At 50.2% G+C, this 16,196-nt stretch carries 14 protein-coding genes and 1 tRNA gene; 11 read left to right on the top strand and 4 right to left on the bottom strand.

What is annotated here, in order from left to right:
• Nucleotides 1-16: 16 nt before the first annotated feature.
• Both mrcB and hrpB read right to left on the bottom strand, forming a co-directional pair.
• Nucleotides 17-2,356, bottom strand: coding sequence for a penicillin-binding protein 1B (mrcB, locus tag BUQ98_RS09005; protein ID WP_074213441.1), 2,340 nt, complete (start codon nt 2,354-2,356; stop codon nt 17-19).
• A gap of 8 nt (nt 2,357-2,364) precedes the next feature.
• On the bottom strand, nt 2,365-4,818 hold the full coding sequence (gene hrpB, locus BUQ98_RS09000; RefSeq protein ID WP_074213440.1) for an ATP-dependent helicase HrpB: 2,454 nt from the start codon (nt 4,816-4,818) through the stop codon (nt 2,365-2,367).
• Between the two features lie 65 nt (nt 4,819-4,883).
• Between hrpB and thpR the strand changes: the two genes are divergently transcribed.
• The 8 genes from thpR to panC all read left to right on the top strand — a co-directional run bounded on the left by thpR (nt 4,884) and on the right by panC (nt 11,505).
• On the top strand, nt 4,884-5,444 hold the full coding sequence (thpR, locus tag BUQ98_RS08995) for an RNA 2',3'-cyclic phosphodiesterase (protein ID WP_074213439.1): 561 nt from the start codon (nt 4,884-4,886) through the stop codon (nt 5,442-5,444).
• A gap of 13 nt (nt 5,445-5,457) precedes the next feature.
• Nucleotides 5,458-6,180, top strand: a complete 723-nt coding sequence (gene sfsA / locus BUQ98_RS08990) for a DNA/RNA nuclease SfsA (RefSeq protein WP_074213438.1) — start codon at nt 5,458-5,460, stop codon at nt 6,178-6,180.
• A gap of 123 nt (nt 6,181-6,303) precedes the next feature.
• Nucleotides 6,304-6,753, top strand: a complete 450-nt coding sequence (gene dksA, locus BUQ98_RS08985) for an RNA polymerase-binding protein DksA (protein WP_074213437.1) — start codon at nt 6,304-6,306, stop codon at nt 6,751-6,753.
• 177 nt (nt 6,754-6,930) lie between these two features.
• Nucleotides 6,931-7,815 (top strand): tRNA glutamyl-Q(34) synthetase GluQRS, encoded by an 885-nt coding sequence (gene gluQRS / locus BUQ98_RS08980; protein ID WP_074213436.1) that lies wholly within the window; start codon nt 6,931-6,933, stop codon nt 7,813-7,815.
• A 102-nt stretch (nt 7,816-7,917) separates the two neighbouring features.
• Nucleotides 7,918-9,282: a polynucleotide adenylyltransferase PcnB gene (gene pcnB, locus BUQ98_RS08975; RefSeq protein WP_217693644.1), complete on the top strand. Its 1,365-nt coding sequence runs from the start codon at nt 7,918-7,920 to the stop codon at nt 9,280-9,282.
• Nucleotides 9,279-9,770: a 2-amino-4-hydroxy-6-hydroxymethyldihydropteridine diphosphokinase gene (gene folK, locus BUQ98_RS08970; protein WP_074213434.1), complete on the top strand. Its 492-nt coding sequence runs from the start codon at nt 9,279-9,281 to the stop codon at nt 9,768-9,770. Before pcnB ends, folK begins: the two co-directional genes overlap by 4 nt.
• Nucleotides 9,771-9,805: 35 nt before the next feature.
• On the top strand, nt 9,806-10,600 hold the full coding sequence (gene panB, locus BUQ98_RS08965) for a 3-methyl-2-oxobutanoate hydroxymethyltransferase (protein ID WP_074213433.1): 795 nt from the start codon (nt 9,806-9,808) through the stop codon (nt 10,598-10,600).
• 11 nt (nt 10,601-10,611) lie between these two features.
• Complete coding sequence (panC, locus tag BUQ98_RS08960) at nt 10,612-11,505, top strand: pantoate--beta-alanine ligase (RefSeq protein ID WP_074213432.1); 894 nt, start codon at nt 10,612-10,614, stop codon at nt 11,503-11,505.
• 17 nt (nt 11,506-11,522) lie between these two features.
• On the opposite strand, the gene BUQ98_RS08955 is transcribed toward panC, so the two are convergent.
• Nucleotides 11,523-12,785, bottom strand: a complete 1,263-nt coding sequence (locus tag BUQ98_RS08955) for an HD-GYP domain-containing protein (protein ID WP_074213431.1) — start codon at nt 12,783-12,785, stop codon at nt 11,523-11,525.
• A 205-nt stretch (nt 12,786-12,990) separates the two neighbouring features.
• Nucleotides 12,991-13,066, bottom strand: a tRNA-Phe gene (locus BUQ98_RS08950).
• A 364-nt stretch (nt 13,067-13,430) separates the two neighbouring features.
• Here BUQ98_RS08950 and BUQ98_RS08945 point away from each other — a divergent pair.
• Genes BUQ98_RS08945 through BUQ98_RS08935 form a run of 3 tightly spaced genes read left to right on the top strand, consistent with a single transcriptional unit; the run spans nt 13,431 to nt 16,188 of the window.
• Nucleotides 13,431-13,688: an STAS domain-containing protein gene (locus BUQ98_RS08945; RefSeq protein ID WP_074213430.1), complete on the top strand. Its 258-nt coding sequence runs from the start codon at nt 13,431-13,433 to the stop codon at nt 13,686-13,688.
• Nucleotides 13,689-13,710: 22 nt separating this feature from the next.
• On the top strand, nt 13,711-14,070 hold the full coding sequence (locus BUQ98_RS08940) for a response regulator (protein ID WP_025673137.1): 360 nt from the start codon (nt 13,711-13,713) through the stop codon (nt 14,068-14,070).
• A gap of 21 nt (nt 14,071-14,091) precedes the next feature.
• On the top strand, nt 14,092-16,188 hold the full coding sequence (locus BUQ98_RS08935; RefSeq protein WP_074213429.1) for a chemotaxis protein CheA: 2,097 nt from the start codon (nt 14,092-14,094) through the stop codon (nt 16,186-16,188).
• Nucleotides 16,189-16,196 lie beyond the last annotated feature (8 nt).

The raw sequence follows: 16,196 nt of genomic DNA, 5'->3' as shown, positions 1-16,196 counted from the left end.
TCTCGTGGGCTAAATGTTAATTAAACAAGCCTTTTAGCCAACCCACCGGATCGGACTGGCTACACTGTTTGGCAAATTTTCCGTTACTGTCCCACACGGGCAGCGACGTCTCACCGCGACAGTTTAAGGTGTATTGACTGCCTTGTTGGCGAACCGCCACGGTGGTGATGTCCGCGGGCCAGGGGAGAGTCAATGCTGTGGCGCCGCGACGGTTAAGGTAATCGTCATAGACGCGTAATGCGCCTGATGCGCCCGTCAGCCCAGTCGATTGGTTGTCATCGCGACCCAGCCATACTGTGGTGACTTCATGGTCATCAATACCGACAAACCAGCTGTCTCGGTTATCGTCTGTCGTTCCGGTTTTTCCTGCAAGTGCTGCCTGTCCATGGCGTTGCTGCAAGAAGCGCCCTGTGCCCTGTTTCACCACCTGTTTCATCGCATACAAGGTCAGCCAACCGGCTTGTTCAGGCACAACACGTTCCGCTTTCGGCCAGTTTTGATACAGGCCTTGTCCCTCTTTAGTGGTCACGGCCCTCAGCGCGGTTAATGGCGCGCGCTGTCCTCCACTCCCGAGCGTCTGATACATCTGAGTGACGTCAAACGGACTCATGCTGAAAGTGCCAAGCAGCACGGATGGCACGTGTGGAATGGCATCGGTATTCGCGCCTAGCTTGCCAAAGGTTTCAATCACTTCACCTAAGCCCAGTTGCATCCCGAGGTTAACCGTGGGCACGTTATACGATTTGGCCAGTGCCGTGAGCAAAGACACACTGCCTCGGTATTGGCGGTCATAGTTACGAGGCTGCCAACTGCTGCCTTGACTGCCTTCTAATCGAATGGGCTTGTCGTCAATGTTACTGGTGAGCTGAAAGCGATCAGGGTGATTTAACGCGGAGAGGTAAACCGCAGGTTTGGCGAGTGAACCAATAGGGCGCTTAGCATTTAAGGCGCGGTTAAAGCCAGCAAATCCTGGGCGGGCACCGCCAACCATCGCTCTAACTTCACCACTGCGGCGATCCGCAATCACAGCCGCTGCCTCCAGTTTATTCCCCGCCCGGTTTTTTAGCCCCTTGACGTTATCGATCACAGCATCTTCAATGGCTTGTTGTGACACTGGGTCTAAGGTAGTGAAAATCCGCAGACCAGCGCCAGCGGCATATTTATCGCCGACGTTATGGCGGATTTCTTCTTTGAGTTGGTCAAAGTAAGCTGGCTGCGGACGCGATAGACTTGGCGTCTTTTGGATATCGAGCGGACGACTCGCGGCTGCATCATAATTGACGCTGGTGAGCCGGTTTTGCTCCAGCATCAACCGCAGCACGAGATCACGCCGCGTTTTGGCGCGCTCAGGGTGACGGAACGGGTTGTAATAGGATGGGCCTTTTACCATGCCGACTAACAGCGCGAGCTGATCGACACGTAGCTCACTGATGGGGCGACCAAAATAGAGTCGAGCGCCTAGCGGGAAACCATGAACGGGTTCACCTCGGCTTTGTCCCAGATACACTTCGTTGAGATAGGCCTCTAAGATTTTGTCTTTGCTATAACGAAAATCCAAGATTAATGCCATATAGGCTTCTTGAACCTTACGCCACAAGGTACGGTCACGGGTCAGAAAGAGGTTTTTTGCCAATTGTTGGGTCAGTGTCGAGCCTCCTTGTACGGTGCGCCCAGCACGAATATTGGCGACCAAGGCACGTAAAATACCTGTAGGAGAGACCCCCTCGTGATGATAAAAGTCTCTGTCTTCGGTGGTAATTAAGGCTTCAACTAAAAATTCGGGAAAGCGCTCTCGTGGCAAAAATAAACGTTGCTCACGAATGCCAGACTCCATCATTCCCAATAACTTGGGTTCGATACGCAACAACCCAAGTGACTGATTGCTGCTAACGTCAGTGATTTTGTTCACTTGGCTGCCGCTAAAGCTCAGCATGGCGTGGCGCGCAGGGGCGGGGCCGTCTTCAAAGTCAAACGGACGACGGATGATTTCTAGCCGCGTTTGTGAGGCTGAGTATTCGCCGGGACGTTTGGGCGTACGCACTTTTTGGTAATTGAGTGCAGCAAGTTGTTGGCGCAATTGCGTGAGGGAAAAGTCACTGCCAGGTGACAAATTGATCACCCGACCATATACCACGCCAGGAAGCTGCCAAATCTGACCGCTGAACCTGTCTTGAATTTTGCCATCCAAGTAAATACCTAAAATGACCACCGCGGCAATCCCGACTAAACTGCACTTTAGCCCCAACATTAACAGGCGTTTTGTCCAACGAGGCTTAGTGGTCGTTTTCTTTGCCGGACGCTTTTGTGGTGAGCGCTTTTTGTTGCTTGCGCGTGTACGTGTTTTTTTCTCTGCCATACAATGGGTTAACTCTTATTAAAATGGCGTTTGGTTTTTCGGGTCGGCTCGTGCGTGGCCGGATTATCTGGCCAAAGGTGTTTGGGATACCGCCCTTTCATTTCTTTTTGTACATCTTTATATGTGCCTTGCCAAAAGCCCGCTAAGTCTTGGGTGATTTGCAACGGGCGCCCAGCTGGCGAGAGCAATTCTATCTGAACTTTGATATTGCCGTTGGCAAGCGTTGGCGTCTGTGCTTGTCCGTACATCTCTTGCATTTTTACCGCAAGTACTGGGGCATTATTTTCCTCATAGCGCAGAGCATAGCGCGATCCGGTAGGCACCGTTAGGTGCGTGGGCAATGCCGCATTTAATTGCTGCGTCGCCTTATATCCAAACCAGGCCTCAAGCGCTGGTTTAAGATCCAGTCGCTTGAGCGCTTGCCAACGCGATAGGCCGTGCATAAAGGGTGCAAGCCAGGTATCGAGTGTGGCGAGCACGTCCTCATCGCCTAAAGGTGGTAGCGCAATGTCGAGGTTCCATGCTTGAGCGCAGCGCGCACGTGTCAGTAAGGACTGACTCTCTGACTGCCAGTTCAATGCTTGAAGGCCTTTTTGACGAACCGCATCGAGCAACCCTTGTACCTGTTGTTCTGCGGTTAAGGTATCGAGTGGTTGGCGGCTGAGTACCAGCTCTCCCAAACACTGCTGTTTTTCTGCACGTAGCGTCCCGCGCTGATCATCCCACGCGATCACTTCTCGGTGTGTGAACAGATCAGGACGGGCCTCATTCAAGGTCACTAGTGATAGCGCAATGGCACAGTAGGCACGGCTATCGCTGCGCTCGCCGGCCATCACATCACCGATCACTAGCGTGTCGGTATGGCTCAATGGATCTTGGCTGTCTAGCGTCACGCCGTGACCATTTGCCATCACAAAGCGCCCCGATTGCCCACGTGATTGCGCGATCCTATCCGGCCAAACGAAGGCGGCTAATAAAGGCAACGCCTGCTCATCAAGTGTGTGGGTCAAACGGATGCCAAGCACGTTAGCCAGTGACGTTGCCCGTGATTGATGCTCTCGTGATGACATGGCGGCGCGCACCTGATCGATAAGTGACAATGATCCGCCCGCGCTCACCGGCTTATCCACCCAAGCGGCTAACCAGCAGGCGGTCGATTGTACCGATGTGGCTGCCGTTTCGACGCGTGCGAGCATTGCTGCTGCGCGAGGTTGAGCCGCTAACTGGCTCGCCCGTTGTCCTAGTAACGTTAATGCCTGACGTGTGTCAGTCAGGCCCAATTGTGTCAGCCTTTGACAGGCAGCTTGCCAATGTTTAGCGGGTGGTGCGTCAAGCCAGTGTAAATCTTGGACGTCACAGCCCCATTGGATCACATTGAGCGCCAAGTCGGTCAAGTCTTCGCGCAAAATAGGGGCGTCAGGGGCTGCCACCAGGCGCTGGAATTGCTCCTCACTGTAAAGGCGTAAGCAATGTCCTTCACTCAGTCGTCCGGCCCGTCCCGCGCGCTGAATAGCCGAACCGCGGGCGATGTGCCGCGTGACGAGCTTATCGATGCCAGTCTGTGCTTGATGAATCACCAAACGCTCAAGGCCGGTATCAATCACCAGCTGAACCCCATCAATGGTTAAACTGGTTTCAGCAATATTGGTGGTAAGCACTAACTTTCGTCTTCCCGTAGGTGCAGGTGCGATAGCGGCTTGTTGGGCAGAAAAATCGAGGCTACCGTGAAGCAGGTGTAAATCCATGTCTTCGGGGAGCGTGTTTTGCAGCGATTGATGGACGCGGCGTATCGCCTGCATCCCGGGCAAAAACATCAGTGCTGAGCCTGCGTGTTGATGGATAAAGTCCAAGCTGGCGCGTGCCACGGCACTTTCCCATTGGTCGCGGCGAGTGATCGGCTGATAATGATAGTGGATCGGAAAGCTGCGTCCTTCGGTGGAGAGCGTCAGTGCGTCAGGTAGACACTGACACAAAGCGTGATTATCCAAGGTGGCCGACATCACGATTAAACGTAAGTCTTCACGCAGGCCTGCTTGGCTATCGAGACTCAAGGTCAGCGCCAGATCGGCGTGTAAACTCCGCTCGTGAAATTCATCGAATACAATCAGGCTCACGTCTTCAAGCATGGGATCGGCTTGCAATAAGCGTGTCATGACCCCCTCGGTCACAACGTCTAAACGTGTGTTAGCACTCACTTGTGTATCACCACGCATCCTCAAGCCGATGGTTTTTCCTACTGGCTCATTTAAGCGTTGGGCAAGAAAGCTGGCAATATTGCGAGCAGCAAGACGTCGGGGCTCGAGTAATAATATTTTACCGGGAAGTTGTGTTTGCTCTAGTAGGGCGAGTGGCAGGCGCGTCGACTTACCGGCGCCCGGTGGTGCCGATAAGATGATTTGTGGGTACTGGCGTAAGCCGTCAATTAACGGCGGAATCACGGCATCAATGGGAAGCAGAGACAAACATTCGCCCTTTGTGTCAGAATCAAAACTGCTATTTTAACGGACTGAACGCAAAAGGAGACCCCATGCGGTTATTTTTCGCGTTAGGCTTGGATGAAAACGTCAATCAAGCGGCCCGAGCTCAACTTACGAGCTATAAAAACAGCCTGTGCGGGATAGGGCGAGCCGTGCCGGATCAGAATTTACACCTCACCTTGGCGTTTTTGGGAGATGTACCGGATGCATATATTCCTCGTCTACAAGCCGCGGTGCAAGACCTTCAACTGCCCGCCTTTTCCATCACGGCCTCGACAGTTGAAGTATGGGCTCATCCGAGGATTGTCTGTGCAACGTTAGCGCCCTCTCCGCAAGCCTTATTGGCGCTGGCTCATCATTTACAGGCCTTACCCGTTTGGCCCGCGAAAGCGGACAGTCATACGTTTACCCCGCATATTACCTTGCGTCGTGGTGTTAAAGATGCCAATGCGCTGGACTTACCGACTCTTCCTGCCCAGACATTTGCCTGCCGGCGATATGGGTTATATGCTTCGCCTTCCTCGCAGTCAGGTGAGCATGTGCTGCGAGATAGTGAGGGGCGGGTGTTATATCAATGCCTGCACCAGTTCGATCTTTGTTGTGAGTCATGAGCAGGAACGGAAGATGCAATTTTCCCCGCCTCTAGCGTCGGCGACATTAGTGCGCCGGTATAAACGGTTTTTGACCGATGTCACTTTGCACGATGGTGAGACGCTCACGATGCATTGTGCTAACACTGGCGCGATGACCGGTTGCGCGACACCCGGTGACACAGTGTGGTACTCAACCTCTGATAATCCAAAGCGCAAGTACCCGCACAGCTGGGAGCTTAACCATACTCAGGACGGGCATTGGATTTGTGTGAATACGGCTCGTGCTAATTCATTGGTTGTTGAGGCCATTGAAGCCGGGTGTATTCCTGAACTAGCGGGCTATAGACAATTACAGACAGAAGTACGCTATGGCAGCGAAAACAGCCGGATAGATATCCTATTACGTGACGATGACAGAGCTGACTGCTATATAGAAGTAAAGAGTGTGACTTTGTTGGAGGACAATGGCAGGGGGGCATTTCCTGATGCCGTATCAGTCCGCGGGCAAAAACATCTACGAGAACTCGTTGCGATGGTTGAACAAGGTCACCGTGCTGTCTTGTTTTTTGCTGTTTTACATTCAGGGATTGAAAAAGTGACTGGCGCCCCCCATATCGACCCGGATTATAACCAGTTACTAAATCATGCGTTGGCGTCAGGTGTCGAGGTAATGTGTTATCAAGCACAGGTGTCGCCGAGTGAGCTAAATCTGGTTAATTCCGTACCTTTTGTTACCAATACGGCAAAAGTGTAAGCATGTTCACATTGGGCGTTGCAGGGCGTAAATCAAAGATTGCCACCCTAAAGGCTTTCTGCTATAGATAGCGCCCTCATTTGACAGACACGGGTCATGTCAAGGTTTTTTAGGAGAAGCTGAATGCCAGAAAGCAAAGAAAAGAAATCGCTGGGCATCCTGGCCATTGCCGGATTAGAGCCATACCAGGAGAAACCTGGAGAGGAATATATGGGCGAGCCACAGCTCGAGCATTTCCGTAAAATCCTCAATGCGTGGCGTAATCAGCTCAGGGAAGAAGTCGACCGCACCATGAATCATATGAAAGATGAGGCGGCAAATTTCCCCGATCCTGTTGATCGTGCAGCACAGGAAGAGGAATTTAACCTAGAGCTACGTAATCGCGATCGCGAACGTAAGTTGATTAAAAAGATCGATAAAACACTGCAGCGTATCGATGACGATGACTTCGGCTTTTGCGACTCATGTGGTATCGAAATTGGCGTACGTCGCTTAGAAGCACGTCCGACAGCCGAGTTATGTATTGATTGCAAAACGCTGGCTGAACTGAAAGAAAAGCAAATGGCGGGTTAATCGCTGACGGATCGCGCTTGCGCGAGTTTGTCTCTGGCAACGACCACTCAATCAGATAAAAGGGAGCTTCGGCTCCCTTTTTGTGTTTTAGGGTGCTTGTGTTAGTGCAAGATCCCCGTACAATTTGCGCTATTCATTATCGCCATTGGCATTGATATCACTGTTTATGCGCCTATCATGACTCCGCTCTCTTCTTATATTGGCCGCTTTGCTCCTTCGCCATCGGGGCCATTACATTTTGGCTCCTTGGTGGCCGCGCTGGGGTCATATCTGGATGCCCGAGCCCATCATGGCCAGTGGTTGGTGAGAATTGAAGATATTGATCCACCCAGAGAAAAGCCGGGAGCGGCCAGCGATATATTGCGAACACTTGAAGCATACGGATTACACTGGGATGGTGACGTCCGCTACCAAAGCCAGCATTTGGGCGATTACCAAGCACAAATTGATGCGTGGTTGGCGTCGGGGCAAGCCTATTATTGCACGTGTACGCGTCGTCAAATTAAAGCGTCGGGAGGCGTCTATTTAGGGACGTGTCGAGATAAAGGGCTGGGGGCAACGCATGCTGCTGTTAGGCTTAAAAGCCCAGTAGAAGTGTTGGCGTTTAATGATCGCCTTCATGGTACGCTGCATTTGGATGCGACCCTGGCAAACGAAGATTTTATCATTAAGCGTCGTGATGGTTTGTATGCTTATAACCTCGCTGTTGTATTAGACGATCTTGATCAGGGGATCACGGATATTGTGCGAGGGGCTGATTTAATTATGCCAACGGGTCGCCATATTGCTTTATATGCTCAATTGGGTGAGCCGGCGCCCCGTTACTTACATCTTCCTCTCGCATTGAATGTGGGTGGACAGAAACTATCTAAGCAAAATCGTGCCCCTGCGATTAATAATCAAGCGCCTCTTCCTGCGTTGCGCGCAGCAATGACGTTTCTTGGTTTGCAGTCAGTGGCAAGCGAAGAGGTGGCGACGACCACTGAATTACTTAATCTTGCGGTCAATACCTGGTCGTTAATGCACTTACCGAGACAAACGGAAGTGATAACAGGATTCTAAAATGGCCCACCCTGATATATTATATGCCGCTGTTTCATGGCCCGAACAATCAATACGAGGTGAGCTATCTTTAATCGAGTGACCAGCTTTTGCCGTAAGGTTCTGAATCGTGATAGTAAAACACGAGCAATTGAGGATCTTAAGTTGGAAGTTATCCCCCGCAAAGCACATGGCATTTCGCGAAAAGGTATCAGCGAAAATGCGCTGAAAGTGCTCTATCGCCTGCATAAAGCGGGCTTTGAAGCGTACCTCGTTGGCGGAGGAGTGCGAGATCTGCTTTTGGATCGCGAACCCAAAGATTTTGATATCGCCACCAATGCCACACCGGATGAGGTCCGAAAGTTATTCCGTAATTGTCGTCTTATCGGGCGCCGTTTTCGTCTTGCTCATATTCTTTTCGGGCGTGATGTCATCGAAGTGGCGACGTTCCGTGGCCATCACGGTAAAGGCGAAAAAGACAAGCAAACGGCCCGTTCGGAAGACGGCATGCTGCTGCGCGATAATGTCTACGGCACCATTGATGAAGACGCACAACGTCGAGATTTCACAGTTAATGGCCTGTATTACAATATCGCTGACTTCTCTATTCGTGATTATGCTGGCGGTATTGAGGATCTGAATAACCGCGTGATTCGCTTGATCGGTGATCCAGAGACACGCTATCGCGAAGATCCGGTAAGGATGCTGCGGGCCGTGCGTTTTGCGGTCAAGCTGGATATGACTATCAATAGTGCGACAGCAGCACCGATTGCGGAGCTAGCGCCATTATTACAAGACATCCCAGCAGCACGTATGTTTGAAGAAAGCCTGAAACTGTTGCAATCAGGGCAAGGTCTCGACACTTACAAAATGCTGCGTGAGTATAACTTGTTTCAGCAACTCTTCCCCGCAGTGGCCGCTCATTTTACCGAGGCTCAAACTAGCCAAACTGAGCAAATGCTTGAGCAGGTGTTACGCTCAACCGATAAGCGCGTTGTTAACGATCAGAGAATTAACCCGGCTTTCTTGTTCGCGGCGATGCTTTGGTATCCGTTGGTGACACGTGCTGAAGAAATGGCATCCGAAAGTGGGCTTAGTTATTACGATGCCTTCATGGTAGCGGCCAGCGACATTGTTGATGAACAAGTTAAAACCATTGCTGTCCCACGCCGTTTCACCGCCATGGTGCGAGAAGTATGGCAATTACAGATGCGTATGACCCGTCGTACAGGGGCGCGTGCCTTCAAAACGCTAGATGAGAAAAAGTTCCGAGCCGCCTTTGATCTGCTGGAAATGCGGGGAGCCGTAGAAGGGGATGAAGCGGAGGCTCTTTGCGCGTGGTGGCGAGACTTCCAGCGAGCGGACCAGGGGGGCCGCCAAAAAATGGTGCGTGCGATCAATAAAACCAGTAATACGCGTAAACCTAAGTCACGCCGTCGTAAAGCACCGCCACGTCGGCGTAAACCACAGTCAAACTCAGACGCATGAACCGGGTGTACATCGCCATTGGCAGCAATCTCGGTGAGCCAGTAAAAAAAGCGGAACAGGCGATTGCTGCGTTAAAAGCACTGCCGCAAAGTCTCTTTGTGGCCGTCTCTCCTCTTTATACCAGTCGGCCGATGGGGCCCGCGGATCAGCCTGACTATGTCAATGCAGTTGCCGCGCTGGACACCCACCTCGACCCTTTGACACTATTGAATGCAACGCAAGCCATTGAGCTTAATTATGGCAGGAAGCGCAAAGCAGAACGTTGGGGACCAAGAACCTTGGATCTTGATATTCTGCTCTATGGTGACCGTGTTATCGAGCACCCGCGACTGACAGTGCCACACTACGGCATGAAAGAACGCGAATTTGTGCTTTATCCACTTGCCGATATTGCCCCCGACTTGTGTTTGCCAGACGGCAGCACTCTCGCCGCGTGCCTGACGCGCATTGATTGCAACGGCTTAACCCGTATCAGCGATCACGCTTAACCGGTGGGCCCCAGTTTCAGGCTTTGGGAGATACAATGAAAAAAATCACAATTACCGATCTGATTACATGGAAGCAACAAGGACAAAAGTTTGCATCTTTGACCGCCTATGATGCGAGCTTTGCTCAACTGTTTGAGCAACAGGATGTGCCTGTATTGCTTGTTGGCGACTCGTTAGGCATGGTCCTTCAAGGTAAAAGCGATACGCTGTCGGTCTCTGTTGCCGAGTTGGCTTATCATACACGTTGTGTGCGAACAGGAAGCCCGAATAGCCTTCTGATGGCAGATATGCCGTTTATGAGCTGTGCGACCCCTGAGCAGGCCTGCGCTAATGCGGCTGAATTAATGAAAGCGGGCGCGAACATGGTCAAGATTGAAGGCGGATCATGGTTGGTGGATGCCGTTAAAATGCTGACTGAGCGCGCAGTCCCTGTCTGTGTTCACTTAGGGCTTACACCACAATCGGTGAATATTTTTGGCGGTTTTCGTGTTCAAGGTCGTGATGACGACAAAGCGGAGCAAATGCTGGCTGATGCCGTCGCCCTTGAGCAGGCGGGAGCGCAAGTGATTGTACTCGAATGCGTACCAGCCTCGTTAGCGAAACGGATCACTGAGACCGTATCGGTGCCTGTCATTGGTATTGGCGCAGGCGGTGACACAGATGGTCAGATTTTGGTCATGCATGATATGCTCGGCGTATCGGCTAATTACATGCCCAAATTCTCGAAAAACTACTTGGCAGAAACCGGAGATGCCCGAGAAGCGGTTGCCCAGTATGTGCAAGAAGTGGCGAGTGGCGAATTTCCCGGTCCCGCCCACACGTTTAAATAGAGAGACCGAGTATGCAGGTGATTTCTGAGGTTGCGCTACTGCGCGATCAGGTTAGCCAGTGGAAAAAGATGGATAAACGCATTGCGTTTGTTCCGACCATGGGTAATTTACACCAAGGTCACTTAACCTTGGTCCGTAAAGCCCGAGAGCAGGGCGATATTGTGGTGGTGAGTATTTTCGTTAACCCGATGCAATTTGACCGGGCAGACGATCTGGCTAACTATCCACGTACACTGGATGAAGACTTAACCCAGTTACGCGAAGAAGGGGTGGATCTTGTGTTCACACCCACGCCTGACACCTTGTATCCGCAAGGGGTTGAAGCACACACAACGGTTGAGGTGCCAAAGCTGTCAATCATGCTTGAAGGGGCATCTCGTCCCGGCCATTTTCGTGGCGTTGCTACCGTGGTGAGTAAACTATTTCACTTGGTTCAGCCGAGTATTGCCTGCTTTGGCGAAAAAGACTTTCAGCAACTTGCGGTGATCCGTAAATTGGTGGCTGATATGGCCATGCCCATTGAGGTTATCGGTGTACCGACGGTGCGTGAAAGTGATGGCCTAGCGATGAGCTCTCGCAACAACAATTTGACGGTCGATGAACGCCAACGTGCGCCAGTACTGGCAAAAACCATGCGTTGGATGAGTGCACAGATGCGTAATGGGCGCCGCGATCTGGATGATCTGATTGAAGATGCCCACGATCAGTTGCGTGCGGCTGGGTTAAAGCCAGACGAATTCTATATTCGTGACGCCTCCTCACTTGCACAGATTAGCGAAGAAAGTCGTCAAGCCGTGATTTTAGTGGCCGCCTATCTTGGTAATACACGTTTAATCGATAACTTAACGGTTGATCTTCTCCGCGCTGCCGATAAGGCTGACAAAGCAGATATCAGCGGCGACTGATCCGCAGCCGTCGCTTCTTAGCCGTCAGCATCCATAAAGTAAGAGATTCGGGTGCGTGGTTTTAGGTATTCCCTCACTTCCTCTGGCAACTTAGAGATAGGCACAGCGGTGTCTATCTCTAGTTCACTATCGCGCATATCAATAATGGTGGCTTGATCCGAAGGAATATCCGGGTCATAAATCATCACGTTCGGTTTTAACAGCGCTGAGCTATTGACTGAAATAATGATACCCACGTCCTCATTCGACAGTTTTACCACCGTCCCTGGAGGGTATACCCCCATCATTTTTACAAATAAGGCCAGTAACCGTGGATTAAACTTGGCTTTATTGTCTTTAAATAGATGCGATAAAGCGGCAAAAGGCATACGAACCGGAGCTCCGAATTGGGGCCGACAGAGCCTATCGAAAAAATTAACCATGCCAACAATTTGAGCTACCTCGTCAATATCGTCACCGCATAACCCTTTTGGGAAACCACTGGCGTTGGCAAACTCATGGTGTTGTTCGATGATAATTTTGACGTCAGGTGTACATTCATCCATTTCCGCGATCAGCTCAGTGCCGTAATTCACGTGTTGGCGATAATAGTTCATCTCTGGATCGGTCAGGCGTTCTTTTTTTCGGACAATGGCTGACGGTACTTTTTTGGTGCCGATATCATGCAATACCGCTCCGGTGAGGAGCGCGCGTATTTTATTGTTATCATAGTCATGACTGCGTGCGAGCATCAGTGCTAATACTGCCACATTCAGCGAATGCGCATACATATCCTCTGCCAATGTAGGATCATCCATCAGATGTAGCGTGACAGCGGATTCGCTACCAAACACCATCATGCTATCAACTAACATGCGCACATCCTCGTTAGCCGCTTGTGGACGGTTTGAAGCTTTCATATTAATGGCGCGTAGTTGGGCCATTGAGCGTTGATAATGTTTTTGAACCTTTTGTATGCGTGCTCGAAATCGGCGTTGCTCTTCAATTTGCTTTTGTTTCTCCCGCTCCATTTCCTCTTTTTTGCGGCTGACTGCATTAGGATCAACCTGATCAGCGTTATCTTTTTTTTCAGACAACGCTGGCAAGGGAGAGGCAATACTTTTATCAGGGTAGTAGTAAACAAAGCTTACTGGTAGTGAGCGTATTACCTTGGCTTGGGCGTCACTTTCTATCTGAAAGCGGTTAAGCATGAAAGGGTGATCGCGCCACTTAAGCGGGAGCTTAATATAGAGGCCAGCTTGAAGCCTTTCGGTAGAAAGTTTGATGCTATTTGTCGACATGAGAATATGACACTCGATCCATGAGTTTATGCGTCACGATAGAAAGACTAAGTTATTAGACTAGCATAAAAAAGCCCCGCTCGTTTGAGCAGGGCTTTTCTGTATAGGGTGCCCGGAGGCGGAATAGATCGCGACCTGCAAGGTCACCGACACGGTGTCGGCATAAAAAATCCCCACTCGTGTGAGCAGGGATTTTTCTTAAATATGGTGCCCGGAGGCGGAATCGAACCACCGACACGGGGATTTTCAATCCCCTGCTCTACCGACTGAGCTATCCGGGCCAAGGCGGGTATTAAATAGCATTAACTTCATCATGTCAAAGTAATTTTAACGTCTTCTTTTTCATGACAAATAATTTCCATTCTTATTTTCATGTTGTCCCTGTGTTTTGTGATTTTCCTCGTTCTTTTGGATGAACAGTAAAAGAGACACAGATTGTTTTTTATCACCGCAATACCAACGGTTTATTTAACTTGCTGTTTTTTATTTAAAAAATAACGTAACACTGCGTTTTTTTCTCTGGGATATTGAAAAGGAACACTAAAAACAAGGTTGAAAAAAAGCCATGTGACTAATTATTGCTACACTTATTTCTGTGGCTGGATAACGTGTCTTTTTTTACAACAGGTTAGGGTAATCCAAATTATGCGTATTGAGCTGGGGGAGTGGCTAGATATCACACAGGTACAACTGATAAAGGACGAGCTTGCCAGCCAAATAGCGAGTGGCGAAGTATGTGAAGTTGATGCGGCTAAGCTTAGCCGTGTGGATAGTGCAGGGCTTCAGTTACTACTCAGTATGGTGATTGCGTGTAAAGAGTGGCAGTGGCGCAATGTTCCAGACTGTTTGTATGCCGCGGCTCAACACGCAGGCATGACCTCACTATTAAAGTTAAACACTTGATACATGGAGTTGGAGTAAGAGGATGGCAAATATACTAGCAGCGGATGATTCAGTATCCATTCGACAGATGGTTAGCCACACGTTGAAAGATGCAGGTTATCAAGTTGAAACGGCCAATGACGGAGCTGACGCACTGCGTAAAGCGAAGGCCAAAAAATTTGATCTGATTATTTCAGACGTAAACATGCCAATAATGGATGGCCTTGAGTTTGTACGGCAAGTGAGGGGCGTTCAGCAGTATAAATTCACGCCCATACTGATGCTCACGACGGAAGCCTCCGCCGAGAAAAAGTCAGCGGGGAAAGCGGCTGGCGCGACTGGCTGGATTGTTAAGCCGTTTAATCCAGATACCTTGCTAAAAACACTACAGCGCGTGTTGTAAGGCGCATCAACGGAGGGTGATATGGCCATGGATATGGACCAGCTGCGGCGTATCTTTTATGAAGAATGCCGCGAGAATCTTGAAGTGTTGGAGCGTGAGCTCCTAGCTCTGGATCCGGAAAACACTGATCTTGAGTCCATCAACACCATTTTCCGTGCGGCGCACTCAATTAAAGGAGGCGCAGCGACGTTTAATCTCGATGAGATTAGCCACTTCACCCATGATATGGAAACCCTACTTGATGAGTCGCGAGAGGGGAAGCGGCAATTGGATGGCCACACCATTGATGTGTTGTTGCGCGGTGGTGATTGTATTCTCGCGATGCTGGAATCGTACGAAAATAATACTGAGTACGACAAAAGTGAACGGGATGCAGTGACGGCGGCGCTAAACGATATCATGGGCAGTGATCCGTCCCAAACATCGGGAACGCCAGTGACAAAAGAGACATCGCCCTCCGTTCCGGTTACAAGCGGGACAGAAGAGTGGTCGATCACGTTTACACCGCATCCCGATATGCTGTTTTCTGGCAATGATCCCGTACGTATCTTGCGTGAGATCCATGCCTTGCCAGGGGGGGCTGATGTCAGCTGCGATCCCTCTTGTCTTCCCGATTTTGATAGTCTGAATCCTGAACAGTTATACCTACAGTGGCATATTCGTGTCGACGGTCACGTGCCGCTTGATGAGATAGAAGCGATCTTCGAGTGGGTAGAAGATGAATGTGAGCTGCTTATTACTCGAACGGATGAGCCCCAGGGAACTGACGCCGAAGTGGAGGTGATTGAACCGACCTCGTCGCCTCAACCACCCGAACCTGAAGACGATAATAAGGTGTCTCCTACCACGCCGACTGAGCCAAAACCTACCGCGAAAAAGACCCATAAACCGCCCGCTAAAAGTGAGGCGAATGTTTCTTCCATCCGGGTGGAAATCGACAAAGTTGATAATTTGATCAACTTAGTGGGAGAGCTGGTCATTACCCAATCGATGCTCGCTGAGCTGAGTAGTGATTTTTCGCCTGAACGGCTCGAGCAGCTTCAATCTGGGCTTGAGCAACTCATGCTCAATACTAAAGAGCTACAAGAGAGTGTGCTGGATATTCGCATGCTCCCGATCAGTTTTGCTTTCAATCGCTTTCCTCGTTTGATCCGAGATCTGTCGTTGCAACTGGGTAAGCGTGTCGAACTGGTCATTGAAGGGGAGAGTACCGAGCTTGATAAAACCGTGTTAGAGCGTATCTCTGATCCTTTGGTTCACTTGGTAAGGAATGCCATTGATCATGGGTTAGAAACTCCCGAAGTGCGCGCCCAAAAAGGCAAACCAGAAATCGGGATGGTTCATCTTAATGCCTACCACCAAGGCGGATCGATTGTCATCGAAGTGAGCGATGATGGGGCTGGGCTCAATAAAGAAAAAATTTGGCAAAAAGCCTTAGATAAGGGGCTCATCTCTGAAGATATTCCGCTCAATGAATTGACTGATTCTCATGTGTTTAACCTCGTTTTTGCCCCTGGTTTCTCGACAGCAGATCAGGTGTCTGATGTCTCTGGACGTGGTGTAGGGATGGATGTCGTACGGCGTAATATTGAGCAGTTGGGCGGCAATATTGATGTGCAATCCGCACCAGAAAATGGCAGTTCATTCAAAATTAGCTTACCGCTCACGTTAGCGATTTTAGATGGCCAATTAGTCAAAGTGGGGGGGCAAGTTTACGTTGTTCCACTTATTTCAATTATTGAGTCACTGCAGATTGATAGCCAGCAGGTAAAAACGGCGTCTGGCGTGCAGCTATATCGACTTCGAGAGGAAAATATTCCCATTTTACGCCTCAAAGAAGAGTTTGAGCTGGGAAGCTGTGGGGATGACTTGGATAAAAAATTGCTGTGTTTGGTCGAGGCGGGTGATAAGAAAGTTGGCCTTCTACTCGACGAATTATTAGGACAGCAACAAGTGGTGATAAAAAGTCTTGAATCGAATTATGCGCGCGTCACCGGTATTTCCGGCGCCACCATTTTAGGTGACGGTTCCGTCTCTCTTATTTTAGATGTTCAAGGACTGATTACTCAGTTTTTAGCCCGTGTCAGCGATGCGAATGGGCATATTGCAGCGGCATAAGGAGGGGG

The sequence above is a fragment of the Salinivibrio sp. ES.052 genome (assembly GCF_900141775.1).
GTDB lineage: Bacteria > Pseudomonadota > Gammaproteobacteria > Enterobacterales > Vibrionaceae > Salinivibrio.
This window is presented reverse-complemented; position numbering and strand designations above follow the sequence as displayed.